The following is a 23,785-nucleotide window of genomic DNA, read 5'->3' as shown; positions in this document are numbered from 1 at the left end:
CCTGTTATCGGCACGTATGCTCGTTTCTTTATTCCGCCTGCTGTCTTTTCTTCCCTTGCCGGTTTTACACGCCATCGGGCTGGTAATGGGCTGGCTGGTATTTCTGGCATCGCCCTCCTACCGGCGGCGTTTCATTGACAACATCGAGCGCGCAGGCCACCGCCGCCATTTATATAAGGCGATCGGCGAAGCCGGGAAAGGCATGTTCGAATTGCCCTTCATCTGGTGCGGCAGCCCCGGCCGTGTGTTGCGCACCGCCCGTATCGAAGGATGGGAATTCGCCCAGAACGCCCTGGATGCCAAGTCCGGCCTCATCCTGCTTACCCCGCACCTGGGATGTTTCGAGATCACGGCGCAATCCGTGGCGCAAAATACCCGGCTCAGCGCGCTGTATCGCCCGCCGCGCAAGGCTGCCCTCAAGCCGCTGATCGAAGGGGCAAGGGCGCGCGCCAACCTGCACCTGGCTCCGGCCAACCTGGCAGGCGTGCGTATCCTGCTCAAGGCGCTGAAAAACGGCCAGGCCATCGGCCTGCTGCCCGACCAGGTACCGCAGAATGGCGAAGGCGTATGGGCCGATTTCTTTGGGAAACCGGCCTATACGATGACCCTGTCGGCCAAGCTGCACCAGATGAGCGGCGCGCCCATCGTGCTCGTCTACGCAGAACGGCTGTCGTGGGGGCGCGGTTACGCCGTGCGTTTCGTCCCCTTTGAAAGCGAGCTGGGCGATACTCCGCAACAACAGGCGCGCGCCATCAATGCCGCGATGGAAGCGCTGATCGCCCGATGCCCCGCCCAATATATATGGAGCTATAACCGCTACAAAGTACCGCCGGGCGTGGCAAAACCGGAGGAGATGCAATGAGGGCCCTGATCGGGCTCATGTGGCTGCTGCATTGGCTGCCGCTCCCCATCCTTGGCCGCCTTGGCGAGACACTGGGCTCGCTGCTCTATATGTACATGAGGCCGCGCCGGCGCATCACGCTGATCAATCTGCGCCTGTGCTTTCCTGAAAAGACCGAAGAAGAACGCCGCCAGATTGCCCGCGGGCATTTCCAGGCTTATGCCCGCAGCGCGCTGGAGCGCGGCATCCTGTGGTGGGCTTCCGAAGCGCGCCTCAAGCGCCTGATCCAGGTCGAGCCCGGCGTCCCCTTCGATACGATCAACAGCGGCCCCACCATCCTGCTGTGCCCACACTTCGTCTGCCTGGAGATCCCCGGCATCGCCCTGGTGCTCAACTCGGATTATTCGGTATGCACCATCTATGCCCGCCAGCAAAACAAGGTGGTCGACGATGCATTGCTCAAAGGCCGTTCGCGCTTCCGGCCGGTGACGCTGCTGTCGCGTGAGAAGGGCGTCAAACCCATCATCCGCGCCATGCGCGACGGCCTGCCCTTCATCATGCTGCCGGATATGGATTTCGGCATCCGCGACGCCGAGTTCGTCCCGTTCTTCGGCGTCCCCGCCGCCACCCTGACCTCCACCGCGCGCATTGCGGCGGCCACCGGCGCTAACGTGGTGCCTGTCATCACCACCTTCCTGCCAGGCTACCGCGGCTGGAAGACTACCTTCTACCCGGCCTGGACGGATTACCCGGGCGACGACGTCGTCGCCGCCACTCACCGCATGAACACCTTCATCGAAGAACGCGTGCGCGAAACCCCTGCCGAATACTTCTGGGCCCATAAGCGCTTCAAGACCCGCCCGCCCGGCGAACCCGATCCTTACCTCCGCGATACGGCCGGCTGAATAATCTTTCAGCCGCTCTCCCTGTAAAGGAGCGGCTCTGTCCATATAATGTCTTCATGAAGATCAAATTCACCAAGATGCACGGCGCCGGCAATGACTTCGTCGTGCTGGACGCCATCAACCAAGCCATTTTCCTCAGGCCCGACCAGTGGAAACTGATTGCCGACCGCCGCTTTGGCGTCGGTGCAGACCAGATGCTGGTTGTCGAAAAGGCCCACGGCGATGGCGTGGATTTCCGTTACCGCATCTACAACGCCGATGGCGGCGAGGTTGAGCAATGCGGCAACGGCGCACGCGCCTTCGTGAAGTTCGTGACCGACAAGGGCCTGACCGACAAGCGCGCGATCCGGGTTGAAACCATGTCGGGCATCATCGAACCCCGGCTGGAAGAAGATGGCCGCATCACCGTGGACATGGGCGCCCCGATCCTGACGCCCGCCGAAGTGCCGTTCGACAGCGCCGGCCTTGAGAGCCGCACGGAAGGCCTGGACACCCTGTGGCCACTGGATGTTGCCGGCAAGACAAACTGGATCTCAGTGGTATCGATGGGCAACCCGCATGCCGTGCAGGTGGTGACTGACACCGAAGCAGCCCCCGTCCTGCAGGATGGACCGCTGATCGAGCATCACCCGCGCTTCCCGCGACGGGTCAACGCCGGTTTCATGCAGATCGTCGACCGTCATCATGTGAACCTGCGTGTGTATGAGCGCGGCGCCGGTGAAACCTTGGCCTGCGGCACCGGCGCCTGTGCGGCAGTCGTGGCGGGGATTCGCCGTGGCCTGCTGGACTCGCCGGTAGCCGTGCAAACACATGGCGGTGTGCTCAGCATCGCCTGGCAGGGCGCCGGCCAGCCAGTCATGATGACCGGTCCCGCGGTATCGGTGTTCGAGGGCGAAATCGACTTGCCGGATTGATACCGGCGCAGATGGCTGAGGCCGTCGTGAATAAAAAATGGCTTGCCGAATGGCAAGCCATTTTGCGTAAGGGGGGAGTCTAATTAAGCTTCCGTACCCTGCTCCTCAGCCTCTTCGACGCTCGCCCCAGTATCGGGCACTGCCGCCTTCAAGCGATACAAGCGCTGCCGATAGTTGCCCTCCGGACCGAAAGGCCCGCAGTCCACGTCTTCGAACAAGCGGCCGATGCGGTTGAGCGCGCCGCGCTCTTCACCCGTCTCGACCATGATCAGACGGCGTTTGCTGCGTGCGTACTGGGCGCGGATGTCCACCATCAGGCAATGGCCGCAGTCCGCCTGCTTGAGGTCGAGCAGCAAGGCCTCCGGCCGCGTCAGCTTGAACAAGGCCGCCAGCTCGATGCGCGCCGCCAGGAAAGGGTAGGCATTGATGAGTTCGCGGGTCAGCTGCGCGCGCGCCTGCACCGCCCACGGCGCCGTGCCGGGACGGTCGGCAACCTTCTCCAGCAAGGATTGCGCCTGGACACTGCCCTGGGTAGCCGCCTTTTGCAGCCAGTAAAGGGCGCGCACATCATTGGCCGGATCGTCGCGGCGATTGCGCCAGGCCGTAACGCCGCACTCCAGTTGCGCCGCCATGTGCCCCATCTCCGCCGCACGCTCCAGGTAGTGCTGCACGTCCACCAGATTGCGCTGGGAAAATTCCGGTTTCAGGTAAATGCGCGACAAGGCATACCAGGCCGCCGCCATCCCCTGCTCCCCTGCCAGGGTCAACCAGCGGATCGCCTTCTTATAATTAGCCGAACCTCGCCCCGGGAATTGCCGCTCGCCCTGCTCATCCATCCGGCCATATAACAGCCCCAGCCCCAATTGGGCATCACGGTCCCCTGCCAATGCGGCGAGTTCCAGCAATTGCTGGACATACAACAAGTTGGGCTGCGCCTCCCCCAGTCGCACCTGAGCCAGACGCCTTAACAACCGCACGTTCTGTCCACCAAGGCTGGAAGCCAGCATCTCGGCCGGCGCATTCAGCTGGCTGGCCACTACCTCATATTGCCGGAGCAGTACATCGACCAGGGGCTCGGCGCGCCGGAGAAATCCGGGAATATCCGATTGGCTCCACGCAGCATCGGCCAAGGCATGCTGAGCCTGCTCGATGCCGGCGTCGGCGGCCTTTTGGGTCCACTGGCGGATTTCATCTTGCGGCCGGACTGCGGCAGGTTCCTGCTGCGCCGGCTCCACGCCAGCGGCAGTCCCTTCCTCACCGCTTGGGGCCGACTGCTGCTGCACCTCGGGGCTTTGCTGGGCCAGCAACCACTGGGCATCAGGATTGCCTTCGCGCGCCACTACCTCCAGCGCCCGGATCGCCTTCCTTTTAAGATCGGCGCTGATCTGCGCAACATTACCCAACACCAGCCGGGCAAACACCAGCCCGGCTTTGCTCAGTCCGGCATCGAATGCCCGCTCGTACCATAAGGCCGCATCCTGCGGCTTGGCCAAGGGCATTACCACCTCATAAGGAATATGTTGAGCGATCAGCATCCATGCATCTGCCAGGCCTTGGCGCGCAGCGCGCTCCAGCCAGTGAAATGCCGTCCCCAAACTCTGAGGCAAACCATTACCGCCAAACAGATAACGTTTACCCAGAGTAAGCTGCGCCTCGGCCTGCCCAGCCCGCGCAGCACGGATGATTGCGAGATCTTCTCGATTTGCCATTAGCCTTCCGTGATAGATCAGAAAACCAAAATTATGCCCCACAAATCACATTTTTTTAAAATTGAGAGCGAAACACCATAAATGCATCGTTTTAACAACAATACGACGCACGAAACGAATCGGAGCAAGTTTCTGCTCCGGAGACCGATAATAGGACCTGCTCCGCAAGCGAAAATCTGCCTCCATCGGATCCTTCGCATGGAAAGCGTTTGAAAAAAACAACACTCCACGACGAGTTTTACGCTTTCAACCAAAATTCAAGCCGCCAAACGACCAATCTGCGGCCATGCCAAATGAGAACCCTTAATGTCTCACCATCCGACTAGAAGTACGGATCCTCAAGACTATTTTTATAGAAGGATGTCAAATGAAAAAATCTCTGCTGGCACTGGCCGTTCTCGGCGCGTTCGCAGGTGCTGCTCAAGCACAAAGCTCCGTTACTATCTACGGTATCGTTGATACTGGCGTTGCTTACATTAGCAAGGTCCAAACCACCGGCACCAACACTGGCAGCAAGTTCGCACTGAACTCTGGCGTCATTCAAGGTTCGCGCATCGGCTTCAAGGGCGTTGAAGATCTGGGCGGCGGTCTGTCGGCAGTGTTCAACCTGGAAACCGGCTTCACCAACGACGATGGCGGCCTGCAAGGTGGCGACGCCGTGACTTCCAGCAACCTGTTCCGTCGTAAGTCGGTGGTCGGTCTGGCTGGTGGCTTCGGTACCGTTCTGGTTGGTCGTCAAACCGACTTCGCTGACACCATCAGCGCCTACACTGCTGTTGCTGACTTCGGCGGCCTGATCCAGAACTCCGGCTCGAACCTGAACCGTCTGCAAGGCGTTCGCACCAACAACTCGATCAGCTACACCACCAACAACCTGAGCGGCTTCACCGGTAACCTGATCTACGGTTTCGGCGAAACTGCTGGTAAGACTTCCGCTGGTCAATCCTTCGGCATCGGTGGTAAGTATGAAAACGGTCCTCTGGGTCTGGGCCTGAACTACTACCAATCCAAGGCTGGCTCGACTCCGTCGGACGTTAGCCTGATCCCGGCTAACTCGACCACCGCTAGCGTGTACACCAACGCCGCTAACGCTGGCAACTCCGCTCAGAAGGTCCTGAACGTGATTGGTTCGTACCAGTTCGGCCCGGCACGCGTGTACGCAAACTACTCGCGCGTCAAGCAAGACCTGAACACCTTCGGTACCCCTGGCTTCGCTCCGACTTCGGCTACCCTGGCTGTCTCGAAGAAGGCTGACCTGTACGAAATCGGTACTGCGTACGCTGTGAGCCCGTCGCTGAAGCTGCTGGCTGCTGTGCAACACGCACGTGCTGACTTCGACACCGTTAGCAACAAGGGTAAGCTGACTCAGATCTCCCTGGGTGCTGACTACTGGCTGTCGAAGCGTACTGACCTGTACGCTTTCGTGTCGAACATGCGTGCTTCCAACATGGTTAACCCTGGTATCACCGGTGGTTCGACTGGTTCCGATGCTAGCCAAACCGCTATCGTCACTGGTATCCGCCACAAGTTCTAATTTAAGGATTTGATGCCCGGCATGAAAATGTCGGTCTTCCATACTTGAGTTAAGACTGATTCGGGCTTGCATGAGCAATCATGCAAGCCCGTTTCTTATTCGGCACTACCCCTCAAACATATCTCTTCGGCTTTGATTCTTCATAGCCCACGCAGTCCCATAAAGAAGCACCCTCAGCGATTGTCAGTCTTTCCGATAGCGAGGATAATCTCGCGATACCTCAGGCATTGCCCACCGGCATGGAATGAAAACCATCCCGCCTGAAAAACTGCTGTGACACTCATACAAACAAACTAGCGATGACCACCCAACTGGACTCCGATCTGATTGCCGAATACCTGCTCGATCACCCTGGCTTCTTCGAAGAGCATGCAGAGTTGCTGTCGAAAATCAAATTGACCAGCCCGGTCATGGGCCGCGCGGTTTCCCTGCAAGAACGCCAGATGGAAATCCTGCGCGAAAAGATCAAGGTGCAGGAGCTGCACATGGCCGACCTGATGCGCATCGCCCAGGAAAACGACGAGATCACCAACAAGTTCCAGGCGTGGACGCGTGCCTTGCTGCTGGCGCGCAATGAGACAGACTTGCCGCACACGTTGATCGAACAGTTGAAAGAAACCTTCCATGTGCCGCAAGTCACCCTGCGCCTGTGGAATTTGGCCGAATCGCATTCCGCACAATGGTTCACCCAGTCGGTTTCGGAAGATGCGCAGATTTTCGCCAACGGTCTCTCCGCACCATTTTGCGGCCCCAACAAGGACTTCGAAGCAGCCTCATGGCTGGAAGACGCTGCCTCAGTCAAATCGGTTGCGATCCTGCCGCTGCGCGTCGGCGCTTCGCCGGACTCGTTCGGCCTGCTGGTGCTGGGCTCTTCCGACCCGAATCGCTTCACTTCGGATATGGGCACCGACTTCCTCACCCGCATCGGCGAAACTGCCAGCGCGGCACTGGCCTGCCTGCTGCGCTAAAAATGGGCCGCCCCATGCGGCCGCCTTATTTCGCCACGCCCGGGCAGCGTGGCACAGCCTGAAGAATGAGCGCCGATGGATACCGCCCCGCACTCGCTGATTCAGCAATACCTCTCCACGCTGCGCACCCAGCGCAAACTGTCCGCCCATACGACGGAAAACTATGGGCGCGACCTGCAAGAACTCCACAGCCTGCTGTCCACGTCGGCCAATCCGGCAATCGACGATGGCGCCCTGGATTTCCGTAAAACCAGCCAGGTCCAGATCAGAAAATGCGCGGCACAATTACACGCACGTGGGCTGAATGCACGATCGATCTCGCGCAAATTGTCGGCATGGCGCGGCTTTTTCGCCTGGCTGTCGATGGAAATCGAATTGAAGGCCAATCCGGTGGACGGCGTGAAGCCTCCCAAGAAAAGCAAGCCGCTGCCCAAGGCGCTGGCCGCCGATGATGCCATCCGGCTGGTGTCGCAGGGCAATCCCGGCAAAGATCCCTCTTCCACGATGGCCGCATGCAACCGCGCCATGTTTGAACTGCTGTATTCGAGCGGCCTGCGCGTGTCCGAACTGGCAACGATCGACATCGCCGACACCCGGGAAGGCGCTTATGAGTCGGCCGGCTGGATCGATCAGGAGAACGCCGAAGTCACCGTCACCGGCAAAGGCGACAAAAAACGCAAGGTGCCGGTAGGGCAAGCCGCCCTGCAAGCCATCGCCGACTGGCTGCCGATCCGCGCATCGCTGGTGAAAGCGGATGCGGGGCCTGATCGGCATGCCTTGTTCCTGACCGAGCGCGGCACGCGCATGTCCGCCCGTGTCACCCAATTGCGCCTGAAAATCCACGGCCAGGCGCTGGGCATGGCGAGCGATGTGCACCCGCACATGCTGCGCCACTCCTTCGCCTCCCACGTGCTGCAAAGCTCCGGCGACCTGCGTGCGGTGCAAGAAATGCTGGGGCACGCGTCCATCACCGCCACCCAGGTGTATACCGCCCTCGACTTCCAGCGCCTGGCACAGGTCTACGACCAGGCGCATCCCCGCGCAAAGAAAAACGGTCCCAAATAGGATCCATCGGCCCCTGCTGCACGGCGGCAGGAAACCCCATCATGCATCGGCTAAAATAGAGGATGAATGCTCGTCCCGTTTCCCCTCGTTTCTCATCACGTTAAGCCGCCCATGAAAGCCAAAGCCGCCGATACCCCAGCCAGCAGCCACAGCGCCCAGGCTGCCGCCATGGCCGCGCTGGCCCAAGCGCAGCTGCGCGAGGCCGGCGTACGCGTGACGCAGGCGCGCGTGAACGTATTGGGCGCATTGCTGGAAACCCGCAGCGCGGCCTCGCACCAGGATATCCAGGACCGCTTCGCCGGCATGGACCGCGTCACCCTGTATCGCGCGCTGGATTGCCTGACCGAAGCCGGCCTGGCGCACAAGATCTCCAGCGACGACCGCATCTTCCGTTACAGCGCGGGCGCCGATCATCCCGAACATGGCCTGCACGACCACTCGCACGGCAAACAACACCAGCACGGACATTTCAAGTGCACGCGCTGCGCGCGCGTATTCTGCCTGGACGCCAGCGATGGAACCGACTTCCTGGCCACCGTGCTGCCGGACGCCGACAAGCACCGCTCCACCGCCGCACAATTGCAATCGGCCCTGCGCAAGACACTAGGCAAGGGATTCCAAAGCCACGAAGTGGAATTGACCATCAAAGGCTGGTGTGCGGACTGCGCAGACTGAGTCCGGCAGCCATCCCGAATACCCGCCTTCTCAGCGCCGCGAACGCGCAGCGCCCAGCTTGGCCAGCCGCCGCGGCAGCTGCCTCACCGAACTCACCTTGACGTCAACGTAAGAAGGAAGGCGGCTACGCACGCGCTGCGCTGCCAGATGCCCCAGCATCGCATTGCCGATCAGGTACTGGGTCACCCAGGCAGTACGCACGCCCAGCTCGCGGGCAGTCTTCAGGTTGTCCACCGTATCTTCCACCAGGATGCAGCAGCGCGGGCTGACCTTCTCGCGCGCCAGCAACTTGCGCAGCATCAGGCGCGAAGGCTTGGGACGCAGCTGGCGGTGCACGTGCATGGACTCGATCGAGATGTGGCGCGAGAAATGCCGGTGCAGCCCAAGATGGCGCAGCAGCTCACGGGAATAGCGGCGCGGCGCGTTCGTCAACAGGATCTTGCGTCCCGGAAGCTGCTGCAGCCAACGCCCGATGCCGCGTTCGGCGCGCACCATTCCCAGCAAATCGTCGAACAAGTGCGCCTCGTGCAGGAAATCCTCGATGCGCACGCCATGGTGGCGCACCATTCCCAGCAGCGTCGCACCATACAGTTTCCAATAATGGCGGCGCAGGTGGTTGACTGCCTCCTCATCGCACGGATGGCCGCCCTGCTCCAGCACGCGCGTCATATAGCGGTTCATGTTGGCGTTGATAGCGGGGAAGATTGCGTGCGACGCGTTGTGCAGCGTGTTGTCGAGATCGAACAGCCAGAGCGGTGTAGTATTGGACGCCATAAATCAAACCATCCGCGCCCCGCAATGGGCGCGGCGATAACGATGCAAGAAAAGAAAGGCAAGCAGTGAAAGGCTTTGCGGGACGACTGATTATAGTGACATTGGCTTTGCTGTTCTGCTTTTATCTGCCGCAGGCGCGTGGCGCCGTACCTTCAGCCGCAACCGGCCAGGAACCGCCCAACCGCGGCGCGCTCTACAGGGTTTCCGACGGCCGCCACACGCTGCACCTGTTCGGCACCATCCACGTCGGCGCAAGCGACTTCTATCCTCTGGAAAAGCGCATCGCGCAAGCATTGAAGAAGGCCCCCGTACTGGCACTGGAACTGGACCCGCAAAACGCCGGCGCCCTGCAGGCGGCGGTGCAAAAATACGGCGTCTACCCGCCCGGCCAGCGCTTTGAAGACCATATCGACCCGGCACTGGCCCAGCGCACGATGGCCGCACTCAAACGCTACCAATTGCCCGCTGAGCAGATGCAAGGCTTGCGGCCATGGATGCTGGCCATGGCGCTGACCGTACAGGAATATGCCAGCAGCGGCTATCGCCCCGAACTGGCGGTGGACAACTACCTGGCCGGCGCCGCGCGCGCGCATGGCGCAAGAGTGGTGGAACTGGAAAGCGCCGAGCGGCAGATGTCCATCTTCGCCCGGCTGGACGCCGCGCACCAGACACAATTCCTGGGCGACACGCTCGATGAAATGGATAACGCCGACACCACCCGCAAGCTGACCGAACTGGTCGATGCCTGGCGCCATGCAGACAGCCGGGGTTTCGAGAACGCGCTGCAGGAAATGGAGCAAGACCAATCCTTCGCCAGCACCTTCACCCGCCATGCACTGCTGGACGAACGCAATCCGGACCTGGCTGACGGCATCGCTGCGTTGCTGGCCAAGCATGACAAAGCTGTCGCCGCCATCGGCATCCTGCACCTGGTGGGCCCGCACGGCGTGCCTGCACTGCTGAAAGCAAAGGGACTCAAGGTGGAGCAGCTTTACTGAGCCGCGTAACGGGCAAACCCGCCAGCCGGAAAACAAAAAAGGATGAGCAAGCTCATCCTTTTTCATTCCCGCAACCATTGCACATTGACGCCGGCCGCCGCCGGCGCCTGTGCGCTTAGAACCTGTTGACGATCTCGCCGGGAGTCGTAAACAGGTTCTTAGTGCGAACGGATCATCGTGCCGAAAGCCTGTTCGGTCAGCACTTCCAGCAGCAGCGAGTGCTCGATGCGGCCATCGATGATGTGCACGGTGTTCACGCCCGACTTGGCCGCGTCCAGCGCCGAGGAGATCTTCGGCAGCATGCCGCCGGAGATGGTGCCGTCGGCAAACATTTCGTCGATCTCGCGCGCCGACAGGTCGGTCAGCAGGTTGCCCGCCTTGTCCTGCACGCCGGCGATGTTGGTCATCATGATCAGTTTCTCGGCATGCAGGATTTCTGCGATCTTGCCGGCCACCACGTCGGCGTTGATGTTGTAGGCCTGGCCGTCATCGCCGAAGCCGATCGGCGAGATGATCGGAATAAAGGCGTCGTCCTGCAGCGCCTTGACCACTGCCGGGTTGATCGCCTCGATCTCGCCCACGAAACCGATGTCCAGGAACTGGCCCGGCTTCTCCTTGTCCGGCATCTGCATGCGGCGCGCACGGATCAGGCCGCCATCCTTGCCGGTCAGGCCCACCGCCTGGCCGCCGTAATGGTTGATCAGCATCACGATATCCTGCTGCACTTCGCCGCCCAGCACCCATTCCACCACTTCCATGGTCTCTTCGTCGGTAATGCGCATGCCCTGCACGAAGGTCCCCTGCTTGCCGATCTTCTTCAGCGCGGCATCGATTTGCGGGCCGCCGCCGTGCACCACCACCGGGTTCATGCCGACCAGCTTCAACAGGATCACATCGCGCGCGAAACCATGCTTCAGGCTTTCCTCGGTCATCGCATTGCCGCCGTATTTGACGACGATGGTCTTGCCGTGGAATTTACGGATGTACGGCAGCGCCTCAGCCAGGATTTCGGCTTTGATCTGTGGCGCAACATTGGTGAGGTCGGTGGTCATGGCGGTGTCCTGTGGGTGGAGGTGGGTTCTTGGGAACGCGATTTTACATGGAAAGAGGGATCCGTTTGTGAAGGCTGTGCGTTAATGGCAACGGGCCTGCAACGGAATGATCAGGCCGAACAAGCACGGATTTCCTGGTCCGGGAAGGCGCTCTTGATCTTGTCGAGCGCAGCGCGCGCATCCGGGGTCAGGTCGTGCAGCTGGAACACCTGCTTGCCGGCGCCGGAACGGCGGGCAATGATGCGCGCGCTGCGCACGCCCTTCGAAATCAACTGTCCGATGTAGGCCTTGGCCGCTTCCTCGGTGCGGAAGATGCCCAGCGAGACACCGTAGCGCAGTGCCGGATTGGGAAAGCTCTCGGGAATCACATAGAAGTCGCCGATGCCCAGGCGGCGCAGTTCGGCGGTACGGCGGTCGACGCCATCGCGGCCATCCTGCGGCGGGATGTAGACCATATGGCTGGTGACGTCCTGCGTCAGCTTCTGGACGATCTTGTCGCCCAGGTTGAGGCTGGCCAGTTGCGACGAAAAACGGCGTGCATCGGTCGCGCTGAAATTGCCGACCTCGGTACAGGACGGCGCGACGGCCACGGCAGCACGCTGGGGAGCGGTGGGCGGCGTCGGAGCTGTGGCCGGCGCGGTCGCAGCAGAGGCGACAGACGTGGCGCCGGACGCTTGCTCAGGCTTGGCGGCGTCGTCGGGCTGGGGTTGTGCGTCTTGTGTGCGAACCGGCGGCACCAGTTTCTGGCTGTTGGGCGGCAGGATGGACAGCAACTCCGGGCGCAACTGCTCGACCAGGCGCTGCGGCTCGCGGCGCTCGGAAGCGGCGGCGCCTAAATAGCCATGCTGCAATCCGAACAGGATGCCATTGCCGATCAGCAGTAGCCAAAAAAGCAATTTCAGCTTCATCCGCGCTTCCGTCTTCCTTTTCCTTGTCCAGTGAGACAGCCGGCCGTTCAGCCGCTGTAGACCATGGCCGCATAGAGGCCGATCAAGACCAGATTATCCACCTTTTCCAGCACCGTATCCCCCAGCCTCAGATGAGGAACCAGCACCTTGCCCGCGCCACCGGCCAGCACGCAGCGCAAGGCGCGTCCGGGGGCCAGGCGGCGGCGCTCGTCCAGCGCATGCTCGATGGCGCCGGCCTGCGCCGCGATACAGCCGGACACGATGGCATCCACCGTGTTGTCGGCAAATGGCTGCGCCGGCGGCGAAATGGCCTCGATCTGCGGTAGCTGCGCGGTAGACAACGCCAGTGAAGTCGCCATCGTGCCCAGCCCCGGCAGGATCATGCCGCCAACGAACACCCCTTCTGCGCTCACGGCATCGATCGTGGTTGCCGTGCCGCAAGTCGCAACCACCAGCTCTTGCCCGGGAAACAACGACCGCGCGCCGATGGCCGCGGCGAAGCGGTCGCAACCGAGCTGACCAGGGTTAGCGTAACCATTGCGCAGGCCGGCGCGCTCCGGCACCGAAGCGAACCATTCGACCGCAACATCGGCGCCAAAGGCCTGCGTCAATACGCTGCCCAGGGTCTCGCGCAAAGCCTGCCCCGCGACGTTGGATACGCACACGCGCGCCACTGCCAGCCCCAGTTGCTGCCATACGGTTGCCAACGACGCAGTCTCGCCGCGCGCCACCGCCCCTTGGTGCAGCCAGCGGCCAGTGCCGTCTTCGGCTGGAACCGCCCATTTGATCCGGGTATTCCCGGCGTCGATCAGCAGCATGCCCGCCATGCTTATTCCTGCAGCCGCAATGACAAATCACCGGCCAGCACCACTACTTGGCCGGCATCCGTGTCGATCAGGAAACGTCCCATCGCATCCACGCCCGCGGCGATGCCCTCATGCACGGTACGGCCGTGATCGAGTATTTTCACCGGCTGCCCGGCATACGAATGGAACGCTTGCCAGCGCTCGATGAAAGCACCAAAGCCACGCTGCTCGAACTCCACCAGCACATCGGCGAGCGAACTGGTGATGATGGCCAGCACCGTCTCGCGCGGCTGCTTCTGCAATTCAGGCGCAGCGCCGATGGCGCGGCCCAGTTCGAACTCCAGATCGGGCGGCACGGCCAGATTCAGGCCGATGCCGATGACCGTCCAGGTAGCATCGCTCGAACTGCCATCGGCAGCGGTCTCAATCAGCACCCCTGCCAGCTTGGCGCCATCGCGCAGCAAATCGTTGGGCCACTTCAGTTGCGCCTGTACGCCCAGCACCTGGAGCGCTTCGGCCAGCGCCACGCCCACTGCCAACGGCAATCCCAACAGCGCATGCAATGGCCGCTCGAAACGCCAGGCCAGCGAGAAGGTCAGCGAAGTCTCCGGCGCGGTGCGCCACGGGCGGCCGGCGCGGCCACGGCCGGCGGTCTGGCGATCGGCCACGCGCAATACCGGGAGCGCCAGGGTCGGCAGGCGATGCATCAGGTCGACGTTAGTCGAACCGGTGCACGCCACGGCCTCGACCACGATGCATTTGACGTTGGCGTTATCGGAGCCGGCCAGCAGCTTGGAGACGCGCTCGCCCTGAACCAGCATCTCACCGTCGCCGCGCTCGCGCGGGGCCGGTTCGGGCAAGGCTGCAGCCAACAAATTGGAAGTCTTGTTCATAGGCCGCATTGTAACGGCAGACGGCCACAAATCGCTGCCTGCCGCTCACAGGCAGGCCCGCCACGCAACACTTCCGCGCCATGTAAAGAGCCGCCCACGCAACGGCGATGGCCAATGAAATCGGTTACCCTCTGCCCCATGGAAGCCAAGCCCAACATGACAGCGGCATCGTCCAGCAAGCCGCCCCTCACGGTTCCCGCCGCCTCGTCCTTCGCGCGCGTGAGCCTCTTGGTGTACACGCTGCTGATCGTCTATGCCAGCTGGTATCCATTTTCCGGCTGGCGAGACATGGGCCTGGGGCCTTTCGATTATTTGTGGTCGCGCCTGCCTTATTACTGGACCGGCTTCGACATATGGACCAACATCGCCGGCTACGCCCCGTTGGGCATGCTGCTGGTGTTCGCCATGCATCCGCGCATTGCCCCGGCGTGGGCGATCTGGCCGGCCACGGCCGCCGGCGTCTTGCTGTCGGCCTGCATGGAGGCGGTGCAAACCTACCTGCCTACGCGCGTACCGTCCAACCTCGACCTGCTCACCAATTCCGCCGGCGCGTTTGCCGGGGCCTTGCTGGGCGCGGCTTGCAGCCGCTACTTCCTGCAGGAGAGCCGCTTCCTTTCCATGCGGCGGCGCTGGTTCTCCGGCGAAGCCAGCCGCGGGCTGGTGGTCGCCGGACTGTGGCCGCTGGCGCTGATCTACCCGCAAAACCACCTGTTCGGGCTGGGCCATCTGGTGCCGCCGCTGCTGGCCTTCTTCTCCGACCTGCTCGACACCCCTATCGACCTGGCCACCACCTGGATCAACAATGCCCAGCTCAGTGCCGAACAATACTGGCTGGCCGACGTCATCGTCACCGCCTGCGGCCTGACCGGCGCGGCGCTGCTGCTCTTGCTGCTGCTGCGCAAACAGGCGCCGCGCCGCGCGCTGGTGATGTTCTACCTGTTGGGCTGCATCGCCGTGAAATCCTTGGCCTGCGCACTGTTTTTCGCCCCGCAAAATGCCTTCGTCTGGGGTTCCGCCAGTTCGGCCGGCGGCATCGTGATCGGCGCCATGATGGTCACCGGCCTGTCATTCGCCCCGCCCACGGCACAACGGCGGCTGGCCGCGCTGGCGCTGATCATCAGCCTGGCGGTCACCAACGCGGTACCGGCCAACCCGTATTACATCTCCACGCTGGAGACCTGGGTGCAGGGTAAATTCCTCAACTTCGACGGCGCCGCACAGTTCCTGTCGGTGCTGTGGCCTTTCCTGGCGATCTGGTTCCTCTACCATCCGGTACACCGGAAACAAAAATGATCGGGGTGTATCATTACGCCCTGACATTCGGCCTTTCCCGCAACAGCAAGCGCATCAAGGCTGACAGCGCACTAACGCGCCAATTCCACTCTCGGGCGAACCCGCACATGAGCGACAAACCATTCTACGAACACCACGTTTTCTTCTGCCTCAACCAGCGCAAACCCGGCGAGCGCACCTGCTGCGCCGACAAGGGTGCGCAGGCCGCGCAGGAACATGCCAAAAAGCGCATCAAGCAACTCGACCTGGCGGGCGAGGGCCGTGTGCGCATCAACAAGGCCGGCTGCCTGGAGCGCTGCGAGGAAGGACCGGTCATGGTCATCTATCCACAAGGCACCTGGTACACCTATGTCGACAATGAAGACATCGACGAGATCATCGATACCCACATCGTCGGCGGCAAGACCGTCGACCGCCTGAAGATCTGAGCCTCCCCATTCCAAGCAAGCAATGAACGCACATACCCAGAATTTCATGATTGCCGGCGCCGTCGGCCAGCTCGAATGCGCGCTGGACCTGCCGGACCCAGAGACCTTCGCCGCGCCGGTCGGCCTGGCGCTGGTGGCCCATCCGCATCCGCTGTTCGGCGGCACCATGGACAACAAGGTGGCCCAGACGCTGGCGCGCACCTTCCTCGCATTGGGCTATATCGCCGTGCGCATGAATTTCCGCGGCGTCGGCAAATCCGAGGGCGTGCACGACCACGGCGCCGGCGAGACCGACGATATGGCGCTGCTGCTCAAGCACATGCGCACCCAATACCCGGACCTGCCGCTGGCGCTCGGCGGCTTTTCCTTCGGCACCTTCGTGCAGGCGCAATTGCAACAGCGCCTGCAAAAGGACGATCCGGCCAGCGCCGCCGAGCGCCTGGTGCTGGTAGGCACCGCCGCCGGCAAATGGCCGATGCCGACGGCGCCGGCCAACACCATCCTGATCCACGGCGAGCAGGACGACACCATTCCGCTGTCGGCCGTGCTCGACTGGGCGCGCCCGCAGGAGCTGCCGGTGGTGGTCATCCCCGGCTCGGATCATTTTTTTCACCGCAAGCTGCAACATATCAAGAACGTGGTGGTCGAAACCTGGCATCGCCGTCCGGCCCAGCCACAGGCCTGAGTTTCGGAAGCGCCGGCGGCGATGGGGTAAAACGCCGCCGTATGTGGTTTCCGTGAGGGGATCTTCAGGGAAGTCGATCCATTCAAATTGGGACGGAAGCCGCACGGCGTTTATAATTCCGGGCGTGCAGTTCGTCATGCAATTCCAGCAAATGTCTTTCCACTGCGTAGCAGCAACCGAACCCGCCCATCTTCTTTTCAAACTACAGCAACGATGTTTCCCCCTGCTGGCATTTTTTCTTTGGCACCGATGAAAAAAATATTTGCGGCCCTCGCCGCCACCGTCCTTTCGATTTCCGCCCTGTCCACCTCCGCGCAGACCCTGCCGCCACCGACCGTGGCCGCCAAGTCCTGGCTGTTGCTGGACGCCTCGTCCAATCAGGTGATCGCCTCTGCCGATGCCGACATGCGCGTCGAGCCGGCCTCGCTGACCAAGCTGATGACCGCCTACCTGGCCTTCGCCGCCCTGCGCGACAAGCGCCTGAGCGAGCCGCAGGAAGTCAGCGTCTCGGTGAACGCCTGGAAGGTCGATCCGAGCAGCTCCAAGATGTTCATCGAACCGAACAAGCCGGTGTCGATCGAGAACCTGCTGTTCGGCCTGATTTCGGTCTCGGGCAACGATGCAGCGGTGGCGGTGGCCGAAGCCGTGTCCGGCACCGAAGATGCCTTCGTGCAATTGATGAACCGCGAAGCGCAGCGCCAGGGCCTGACCAACACCCACTTCTCCAATCCGCACGGCCTGCCCAGCCCGGACACGTATACCACTGCGCATGACCTGGCCATCCTGTGCCGCAACCTGATCAACGACTTCCCCGAGTATTACAAGAAGTATTACTCGGTGAAAAAATTCACTTACAACAACATTACCCAGCCCAACCGCAACCGCCTGCTGTGGCTGGACCCGACGGTCGACGGCATGAAGACCGGCCACACCTCCAGCGCCGGCTATTCGCTGATCACCTCGGCCCACCGCCCGGTACCCAACGGCGAACGCCGCCTGATCTCGGTGGTGATCGGCACCGTGTCCGACCAGGTGCGCACGCAGGAAAGCCAGAAGCTGCTGAACTGGGGCTTCCAGAACTTCGACGCCGTGAAGCTGTACGCCAAGGGCCAGCCGGTCGACACGCCTGACGTGTGGAAGGGTTCGCAAGGCAAGATCAAGGTCGGCTTCAAGAACGACCTCTACATCACCATCCCCAAGGGCACTGCCGACAAGGTCAAGACCCACCTGGACCGCAATGACCCGCTGATCGCCCCGATCTCGGAAAACGCCAAGGTCGGTACCCTGAAGGTCACCATCGACGACAAGACCGTGGCTGAATTGCCGGTGGTCGCGCTGGAATCGGTCGGCCCGGCCGGCTTCTTCGGCCGCGCATGGGACTCGCTGCGCTTGATGTTCAAGTAAGCCGCAGTCTGCTTCAAATGAAAACGCCATCGGAGTCCGATGGCGTTTTTTTATGGTCGCCCGGATACCGGTTAAACGCTACTGGGCCTGGCCTTCACTGGGACGATAGAGGAAAATTCACCAATGCAGTTGTCCTCGCGAAAGTCAGGACCCAGCGTCTTGTGCCGCGCCTGACCTGCCATCATTCGTTCCGGCCAAGGGCTCAACCGGGAACCGCAAAAACAAAAACGCCACCGGTTTCCCGATGGCGTTCCCTTGCTGCCTGATGTGGCTGGTACTTACGCGGCGACCGCTTCCTTCTTCTCGGCCGGCGTCTCGTCGTCCACCGACGAGCGGATCAGGTGGTCGAAGGCGGACAGTGCAGCAGTAGCGCCCGCCCCCACGGCGATCACGATTTGCTTGTACGGCACCGTGGTCACATCGCCCGCAGCGAACACGCCGGGGATCGAAGTCTGGCCACGGGCGTCGATCTCGATCTCGCCATGCTTGCTCAATGCGATAGTGCCCTTGAGCCATTCGGTGTTGGGCACCAGGCCGATCTGGACGAACACGCCTTCCAGTTCGATGTGCTTGACCTCGCCGGTTTCGCGTTCCTTGTAGCTGATGCCGTTGACCTTCTTGCCGTCGCCGGTGATCTCGGTAGTCTGCGCCGACGTAATGATGGTCACGTTGGCCAGGCTCTTGAGCTTCTTCACCAGCACGGCATCGGCCTTCAGTTCCGCCGCGAACTCAAGCAGCGTGACATGGCTGACGATGCCGGCCAGGTCGATCGCCGCTTCCACGCCGGAGTTGCCGCCGCCGATCACCGACACGCGCTTGCCCTTGAACAGCGGGCCGTCGCAGTGCGGGCAGTAGGCCACGCCGTGGTTGCGGTATTCGCGCTCGCCCGGCACGTTGACTTCGCGCCAGCGGGCGCCGGTCGACAGGATCACGGTCTTGCCCTTCAGCACGCCGCCGTTGGCCAGCTTCACTTCGATCAGCTTGTCGCCTGCCACCAGTGCTTCGGCGCGCTGCACGTTCATGATGTCGACGTCATACGCCTTGACGTGCTGCTCCAGCGCAGTGGCGAATTGCGGGCCTTCGGTTTCCTTCACGGAGACGAAGTTCTCGATCGCCAGCGTATCCAGCACCTGGCCGCCGAAACGTTCAGCGACGACGCCGGTGCGGATGCCCTTGCGCGCCGCATAGATCGCGGCAGCTGCGCCGGCCGGGCCGCCACCGACGATCAGCACGTCATACGGCTCCTTGGCGCTCAACTCCTCACCCTTGCGGGCGGCGGCGCCGGTATCCAGCCGGGCGAGGATTTCCTCGACGCCGGTACGGCCCTGGCCGAACACTTCACCGTTCATGTAGACGGTCGGCACGGCCATGATCTGGCGCTGTTCGACTTCGCCCTGGAACAGCGCGCCGTCGATAGTCACCGAGCGGATGCGCGGGTTGATGATCGACATCACGTTCAGCGCCTGCACGACTTCCGGGCAGTTCTGGCAAGTCAGCGAGACGTAGGTCTCAAAGCTGTAGTCGCCATCCAGGTTCCTGATCTGCTCGATCACCTTGTCGTCGAGCTTGATCGGGTGGCCGCCGACCTGCAGCAGGGCCAGCACCAGCGAGGTAAATTCGTGGCCCATCGGGATGGCAGCAAATTCGATGCTGATATCGGTCCCGGGGCGGTTCAGTTTGAACGACGGGGTACGTGCGTTCGCGGCATCGCGTTGCTCGACCAGCTTGATGCGGTCTGACAGCAGCACGATTTCTTGCAGGAGTTCCTGCATCTCACGGGATTTGGCGCCATCATCCAGCGACGCGACGATCTCGATCGGCTGGGTGACCTTTTCCAGGTAGGCCTTCAATTGGGTCTTGAGATTGGCATCAAGCATGGTGATTCACTTCCTCTGTTGGGAGATTTCATAGCGTCCGGGCCGCGGCATCCACCTTGTGGGTTTCAGCCGCTTGCCGGGGCTGGCCCGGACGTGTACTTCCTTGGTATTACTTCAGGACTGCAATCGATCTGGCGATCGATTAGATCTTGCCGACCAGGTCCAGGCTCGGCTTCAGGGTTGCAGCGCCTTCTTCCCACTTGGCGGGGCAAACTTCACCCGGGTGCGAAGCGACGTACTGGGCAGCCTTGACCTTGCGCAGCAGTTCGGAAGCGTCGCGGCCGATGCCGTTGTCGTGGATTTCCAGGACCTTGATCTGGCCTTCCGGATTGATCACGAAAGTGCCGCGCAGTGCCAGGCCTTCTTCTTCGATCAGCACTTCGAAGTTGCGTGCCAGGGTAGCGGTCGGGTCGCCGACCAGCGGGTATTGGACCTTCTTGATGGCTTCCGAAGTGTCGTGCCATGCCTTGTGGGCGAAGTGGGTGTCGGTCGAGATGCCGTAGACTTCGACGCCCAGCTTCTTGAATTGCTCGTAGTTATTTGCCAGATCTTCCAGTTCGGTCGGGCAGACGAAGGTGAAGTCAGCCGGATAGAACACGAACACGGACCATTTGCCCTTCAGAGTCGCTTCGGAGATGTCGACGAACTTGCCATCGTGGTATGCAGTTGCCTTGAAAGGTTTGATAGTGGTGTTGATCAGGGACATATTTATTTCCTTTTTAGGGGGTTGAGTGAAGCAGTGGGAACAATAGTAAAACGCCAAACGAAATAGATCAATTTTATTTAATCAATATTTTTGATTGGATTTAACTATCGACATCAAGAGCAATGCTATCGATCCCGGTTGCGCGCGGGCATTGCATGCCCACCCGAATCACATGGCGGCGCAACACGTTTCTGCAAGCCGCCACATCGGTACATTCCGGCCGCGATCGCTTAACATTGAGGCAGCACCCTCCGGAGCTCAACAGCACGGTGGCGATGCCGCAGGACAAGAATCCCGCCGCAATGTTACTGCAAGGAAGCGCATTTTGTGCGCACTGCACCATCCGTCCACCGACCAACACCACGACCACCATGAGCGAGCACAAACCTGTCCCCGGCCATCGCGCCGACTACCGCCACTTCCATGCCATCCAGACGCGCTGGATGGATAACGACGTCTACGGCCACGTCAACAACGTCGTCTATTACAGCTGGTTCGACACCGCGGTGAATCATTACCTGGTGGCAAGCGGCGTGCTGGACATCGAACGCAGCCCGGTGATCGGTCTGGTGATCGAGACACGTTGCAATTATTTCGCTTCGGTGGCGTTTCCGGACCAGGTGGACGTCGGCGTGCGGGTGGCGCATGTAGGACGCAGCAGCGTGCGCTACGAGATCGGCATTTTCAAGGAAGGCGAAGACAGCGCTGCGGCCCAGGGACATTTTGTGCATGTTTATGTCGACCGGGAGTCGCGTCGGCCGGTGGACATCCCGGAGGCGATGCGCATGGCGCTGGCGGCGATTGCCGTCGGTTGAACGGCCGCCAAATGAAAACGCCCGCCGTGCAAACACGGCGGGCGCTCCATTCATCACGGGAAGAAGTGTCGGCACCTACCGGCACATGTCACTGTGCCATCAGGCAGCCAGTTGCTTCTCCAGCTTGCCCTTGACGCTTTCCAGCTCGCCCGGCAGCTTGTGCTTGAGCTTTTCGAACAGCTCCGCGTGCAGCTCCAGTTCCTTCTTCCATGCGGCCTTGTCGATGGAGGTGATGGTAGCGAACTGCTCGGCGGTGAAGTCGATGCCATCCCATTGCAGGTCGCCGAAACGCGGCGTGAAACCGAACAGGTGCTCGGTAGCGCCGGTCTTCACGCCTTGCGGATCTTCAATGCGGTCCAGCATCCACTTCAGCACGCGCATGTTGTCGCCGAAGCCCGGCCACACGAACTTGCCGTCGGCATCGGTACGGAACCAGTTGACGCAGTAGATCTTGGGCAGCTCGGCCGGCGAGGCGGCGATCTTCTTGCCGATGTCCAGCCAGTGCTGGAAGTACTCGCTCATGTTGTAGCCGGCAAACGGCAGCATCGCGAACGGGTCGCGGCGCACCACGCCCTGCTGGCCGACGGCCGCAGCGGTGGTTTCCGAACCCATGGTGGCGGCCATGTAGACGCCTTCCACCCAGTTGCGGGCTTCGGTCACCAGCGGCACGGTAGTGGAGCGGCGGCCGCCGAAGATGAAGGCCGAAATCGGCACGCCGGCCGGATCATCCCAGGCTGCGTCGATCACCGGGTTCTGGGTGGCGGCGACGGTGAAGCGTGCGTTCGGGTGCGCGGCCTTGCGGCCGGTTTCCTTGGCGATCGCCGGGGTCCAGTCCTTGCCCTGCCAGTCGATCAGATGCGCCGGGGCTTCCTTGGTCATTCCTTCCCACCAGACGTCGCCGTCATCGGTCAGCGCGACGTTGGTGAAGATGGTGTTGGCCGACACCGAGGCCATGCAGTTGTAGTTGCTCTTTTCGTTGGTGCCCGGAGCCACGCCGAAATAGCCGGCTTCCGGATTGATCGCGTACAGGCGGCCATCGGCGCCCGGCTTGATCCAGGCGATGTCGTCGCCGATGGTGGTGACCTTCCAGCCGCCGAACGCCTTGGGCGGAATCAGCATGGCGAAGTTGGTCTTGCCGCAAGCCGACGGGAAAGCCGCCGCGACATAGTGCTTCTTGCCTTCCGGCGATTCGACGCCGAGGATCAGCATGTGTTCAGCCAGCCAGCCCTGGGCGCGGCCCATGGTCGAGGCGATGCGCAGCGCGAAGCACTTCTTGCCCAGCAGGGCGTTGCCGCCGTAGCCCGAACCGTAGGACCAGATTTCGCGGGTTTCCGGATAGTGGACGATGTACTTGGTGGCATTGCATGGCCATGCCACGTCTTTCTGGCCGGCAGCCAGCGGTGCGCCGACCGTATGCACACAAGGCACGAAGTCGCCATCGGCGCCCAGCACGTCGTACACGGCCTTACCCATGCGGGTCATGATGCGCATGTTGACGGCGACGTAGGGGGAATCGGACAGTTCGACGCCGATGTGGGCGATCGGCGAACCCAGCGGGCCCATCGAGAACGGCACCACGTACAGCGTGCGGCCGGCCATGGAACCGTCGAACAGGCCGTTCAGGGTCTGGCGCATTTCGGCCGGGTCGGTCCAGTTGTTGGTCGGGCCGGCTTCTTCCTTGGTTTTGGAGCAGATGAAGGTGCGGTCTTCCACACGCGCCACGTCGGACGGGTCGGAGCAAGCCAGGTAGCTGTTCGGGCGCTTCTCCTGGTTCAGCTTCTTCATGGTGCCGGCGGCAACCATCTCGGCGCACAGGCGGTCGTATTCTTCCTGAGAGCCATCGCACCAGTAAATGCGAGCCGGCTTGGTCAGCGCGGCGATTTCCGCAACCCAGTTGATCAATTTCTGATGTTTGACGTACGCGGGTGCGTTGACTGCGGGAACGCCAGCCATGAGGGGTTGGTTCATAGGTTGTACCTCCAATGCCACAAAGTTAAAGAATTCGTCTTGGCACGGCAGGATCGTCGTCTGCTTGTAACTGGCGGGTAGATGTCAGGCGAAGGTTACGCCAGCCAGCGATACGGCGGTCTTGTCGATAGCGGCCACATCCGGGAATGTCGGCCGCAAGGCCCGCAGCCGTCGATGGGTGCGGGCTCCAGTCACTTTTCGACAGTCAAAAGTGAGAAAAAGTGGCAGCGATTGTACCCCGATAAAAAAGAATTTACTGAAATTTGTAGCGAAAAATACCCGAGTTATGTAGTGGGTAATTACAAATTAAAAAAAAACTGTTTTTTCATTACTCAACCGCATAACACGATTTTTCTCAAAATCCGCATGAACACTGGATTCTAGCGGTGTTGCGGGGAATTAGTCATTCACACGGAGAATATCTCACTGAAAAAATCAACAAAAATTTTCATCCAGCCCCGCATCCCGGGTTTTCGCGGCCAGAACATAACGAACCATCGAATTACTGCTCGCCATTCCGCAAATGCCTGTACTCCGCCCACTACTTCACAACGCCAAAGCCAGCGA

At 61.4% G+C, this 23,785-nt stretch carries 22 protein-coding genes; 13 read left to right on the top strand and 9 right to left on the bottom strand.

The window, feature by feature from the left end; all coding sequences use genetic code 11:
- The first annotated feature begins 16 nt into the window (after positions 1–16).
- From AKL28_RS09075 to dapF, 3 genes are read left to right on the top strand one after another with little or no spacing between them, the layout of a single operon-like run.
- The gene (locus AKL28_RS09075) at positions 17–862 is read left to right on the top strand and encodes a lysophospholipid acyltransferase family protein (RefSeq protein ID WP_050467797.1); all 846 of its coding nucleotides are present in this window, start codon (positions 17–19) and stop codon (positions 860–862) included.
- The gene (locus AKL28_RS09070) at positions 859–1,746 is read left to right on the top strand and encodes an LpxL/LpxP family acyltransferase (protein ID WP_050467796.1); all 888 of its coding nucleotides are present in this window, start codon (positions 859–861) and stop codon (positions 1,744–1,746) included. The genes AKL28_RS09075 and AKL28_RS09070 overlap by 4 nt, the downstream gene beginning before the upstream one ends.
- Before the next feature lie 56 nt (positions 1,747–1,802).
- Entirely contained in the window at positions 1,803–2,660 is an 858-nt protein-coding gene (gene dapF, locus AKL28_RS09065; RefSeq protein WP_050467795.1) for a diaminopimelate epimerase, read from the top strand.
- Positions 2,661–2,743: 83 nt separating this feature from the next.
- Here the strand turns inward: dapF and AKL28_RS09060 are convergent, their stop codons facing one another.
- On the bottom strand, positions 2,744–4,369 hold the full coding sequence (locus tag AKL28_RS09060) for a tetratricopeptide repeat protein (protein WP_050467794.1): 1,626 nt from the start codon (positions 4,367–4,369) through the stop codon (positions 2,744–2,746).
- Between the two features lie 367 nt (positions 4,370–4,736).
- On the opposite strand from AKL28_RS09060, the gene AKL28_RS09055 reads away from it, so the two are divergent.
- The 4 genes from AKL28_RS09055 (at position 4,737) to AKL28_RS09040 (ending at position 8,611) form a co-directional block, all read left to right on the top strand.
- Positions 4,737–5,903 (top strand): porin, encoded by a 1,167-nt coding sequence (locus tag AKL28_RS09055; protein ID WP_050467793.1) that lies wholly within the window; start codon positions 4,737–4,739, stop codon positions 5,901–5,903.
- A gap of 299 nt (positions 5,904–6,202) precedes the next feature.
- The gene (locus AKL28_RS09050; protein ID WP_050467792.1) at positions 6,203–6,871 is read left to right on the top strand and encodes a DUF484 family protein; all 669 of its coding nucleotides are present in this window, start codon (positions 6,203–6,205) and stop codon (positions 6,869–6,871) included.
- Positions 6,872–6,946: 75 nt separating this feature from the next.
- On the top strand, positions 6,947–7,936 hold the full coding sequence (locus AKL28_RS09045; protein ID WP_050467791.1) for a tyrosine recombinase XerC: 990 nt from the start codon (positions 6,947–6,949) through the stop codon (positions 7,934–7,936).
- Between the two features lie 111 nt (positions 7,937–8,047).
- Positions 8,048–8,611: a Fur family transcriptional regulator gene (locus AKL28_RS09040; protein WP_156226279.1), complete on the top strand. Its 564-nt coding sequence runs from the start codon at positions 8,048–8,050 to the stop codon at positions 8,609–8,611.
- Positions 8,612–8,641: 30 nt separating this feature from the next.
- Here the strand turns inward: AKL28_RS09040 and AKL28_RS09035 are convergent, their stop codons facing one another.
- Entirely contained in the window at positions 8,642–9,385 is a 744-nt protein-coding gene (locus AKL28_RS09035) for a pyrimidine 5'-nucleotidase (protein ID WP_050467789.1), read from the bottom strand.
- 95 nt (positions 9,386–9,480) lie between these two features.
- Between AKL28_RS09035 and AKL28_RS09030 the strand changes: the two genes are divergently transcribed.
- Positions 9,481–10,383 (top strand): TraB/GumN family protein, encoded by a 903-nt coding sequence (locus tag AKL28_RS09030; RefSeq protein ID WP_082221426.1) that lies wholly within the window; start codon positions 9,481–9,483, stop codon positions 10,381–10,383.
- 158 nt (positions 10,384–10,541) lie between these two features.
- On the opposite strand, the gene argB is transcribed toward AKL28_RS09030, so the two are convergent.
- From argB to AKL28_RS09010, 4 genes are all read right to left on the bottom strand, one after another.
- Positions 10,542–11,435: an acetylglutamate kinase gene (gene argB, locus AKL28_RS09025; protein WP_050467787.1), complete on the bottom strand. Its 894-nt coding sequence runs from the start codon at positions 11,433–11,435 to the stop codon at positions 10,542–10,544.
- A gap of 110 nt (positions 11,436–11,545) precedes the next feature.
- Complete coding sequence (locus tag AKL28_RS09020) at positions 11,546–12,343, bottom strand: hypothetical protein (RefSeq protein ID WP_050467786.1); 798 nt, start codon at positions 12,341–12,343, stop codon at positions 11,546–11,548.
- Positions 12,344–12,390: 47 nt separating this feature from the next.
- Positions 12,391–13,161, bottom strand: coding sequence for a type III pantothenate kinase (locus AKL28_RS09015; RefSeq protein ID WP_050467821.1), 771 nt, complete (start codon positions 13,159–13,161; stop codon positions 12,391–12,393).
- 11 nt (positions 13,162–13,172) lie between these two features.
- The gene (locus AKL28_RS09010; RefSeq protein WP_050467785.1) at positions 13,173–14,051 is read right to left on the bottom strand and encodes a biotin--[acetyl-CoA-carboxylase] ligase; all 879 of its coding nucleotides are present in this window, start codon (positions 14,049–14,051) and stop codon (positions 13,173–13,175) included.
- Positions 14,052–14,198: 147 nt separating this feature from the next.
- Here AKL28_RS09010 and AKL28_RS09005 point away from each other — a divergent pair, with 147 nt between their 5' ends.
- From AKL28_RS09005 to AKL28_RS08990, 4 genes are all read left to right on the top strand, one after another.
- A complete protein-coding gene (locus tag AKL28_RS09005) occupies positions 14,199–15,335 on the top strand; it encodes a VanZ family protein (RefSeq protein WP_169801837.1) in 1,137 nt (378 codons plus the stop codon).
- A 107-nt stretch (positions 15,336–15,442) separates the two neighbouring features.
- Positions 15,443–15,763 (top strand): (2Fe-2S) ferredoxin domain-containing protein, encoded by a 321-nt coding sequence (locus AKL28_RS09000; RefSeq protein ID WP_050467820.1) that lies wholly within the window; start codon positions 15,443–15,445, stop codon positions 15,761–15,763.
- A gap of 22 nt (positions 15,764–15,785) precedes the next feature.
- A complete protein-coding gene (locus AKL28_RS08995) occupies positions 15,786–16,448 on the top strand; it encodes an alpha/beta hydrolase (RefSeq protein ID WP_050467783.1) in 663 nt (220 codons plus the stop codon).
- Between the two features lie 249 nt (positions 16,449–16,697).
- Entirely contained in the window at positions 16,698–17,852 is a 1,155-nt protein-coding gene (locus AKL28_RS08990) for a D-alanyl-D-alanine carboxypeptidase family protein (protein ID WP_050467782.1), read from the top strand.
- A 278-nt stretch (positions 17,853–18,130) separates the two neighbouring features.
- On the opposite strand, the gene ahpF is transcribed toward AKL28_RS08990, so the two are convergent.
- Both ahpF and ahpC read right to left on the bottom strand, forming a co-directional pair.
- Positions 18,131–19,729 carry an alkyl hydroperoxide reductase subunit F gene (gene ahpF / locus AKL28_RS08985; RefSeq protein WP_050467781.1) on the bottom strand — a complete coding sequence of 533 codons (1,599 nt, stop codon included), beginning with the start codon at positions 19,727–19,729 and terminating at the stop codon, positions 18,131–18,133.
- A 142-nt stretch (positions 19,730–19,871) separates the two neighbouring features.
- The gene (ahpC, locus tag AKL28_RS08980; RefSeq protein WP_050467780.1) at positions 19,872–20,435 is read right to left on the bottom strand and encodes an alkyl hydroperoxide reductase subunit C; all 564 of its coding nucleotides are present in this window, start codon (positions 20,433–20,435) and stop codon (positions 19,872–19,874) included.
- Between the two features lie 371 nt (positions 20,436–20,806).
- On the opposite strand from ahpC, the gene AKL28_RS08975 reads away from it, so the two are divergent.
- Positions 20,807–21,250, top strand: coding sequence for an acyl-CoA thioesterase (locus AKL28_RS08975; protein ID WP_050467819.1), 444 nt, complete (start codon positions 20,807–20,809; stop codon positions 21,248–21,250).
- Positions 21,251–21,349: 99 nt separating this feature from the next.
- Here the strand turns inward: AKL28_RS08975 and AKL28_RS08970 are convergent, their stop codons facing one another.
- Positions 21,350–23,218 carry a phosphoenolpyruvate carboxykinase (GTP) gene (locus AKL28_RS08970; RefSeq protein ID WP_050467779.1) on the bottom strand — a complete coding sequence of 623 codons (1,869 nt, stop codon included), beginning with the start codon at positions 23,216–23,218 and terminating at the stop codon, positions 21,350–21,352.
- Between the last annotated feature and the right edge of the window lie 567 nt (positions 23,219–23,785).

Source organism: Herbaspirillum chlorophenolicum, from assembly GCF_001189955.1.
GTDB lineage: Bacteria > Pseudomonadota > Gammaproteobacteria > Burkholderiales > Burkholderiaceae_D > Herbaspirillum > Herbaspirillum chlorophenolicum.
Note: the sequence above shows the minus strand (reverse complement) of the source record. Positions and strands in the feature narration are given on the sequence as shown.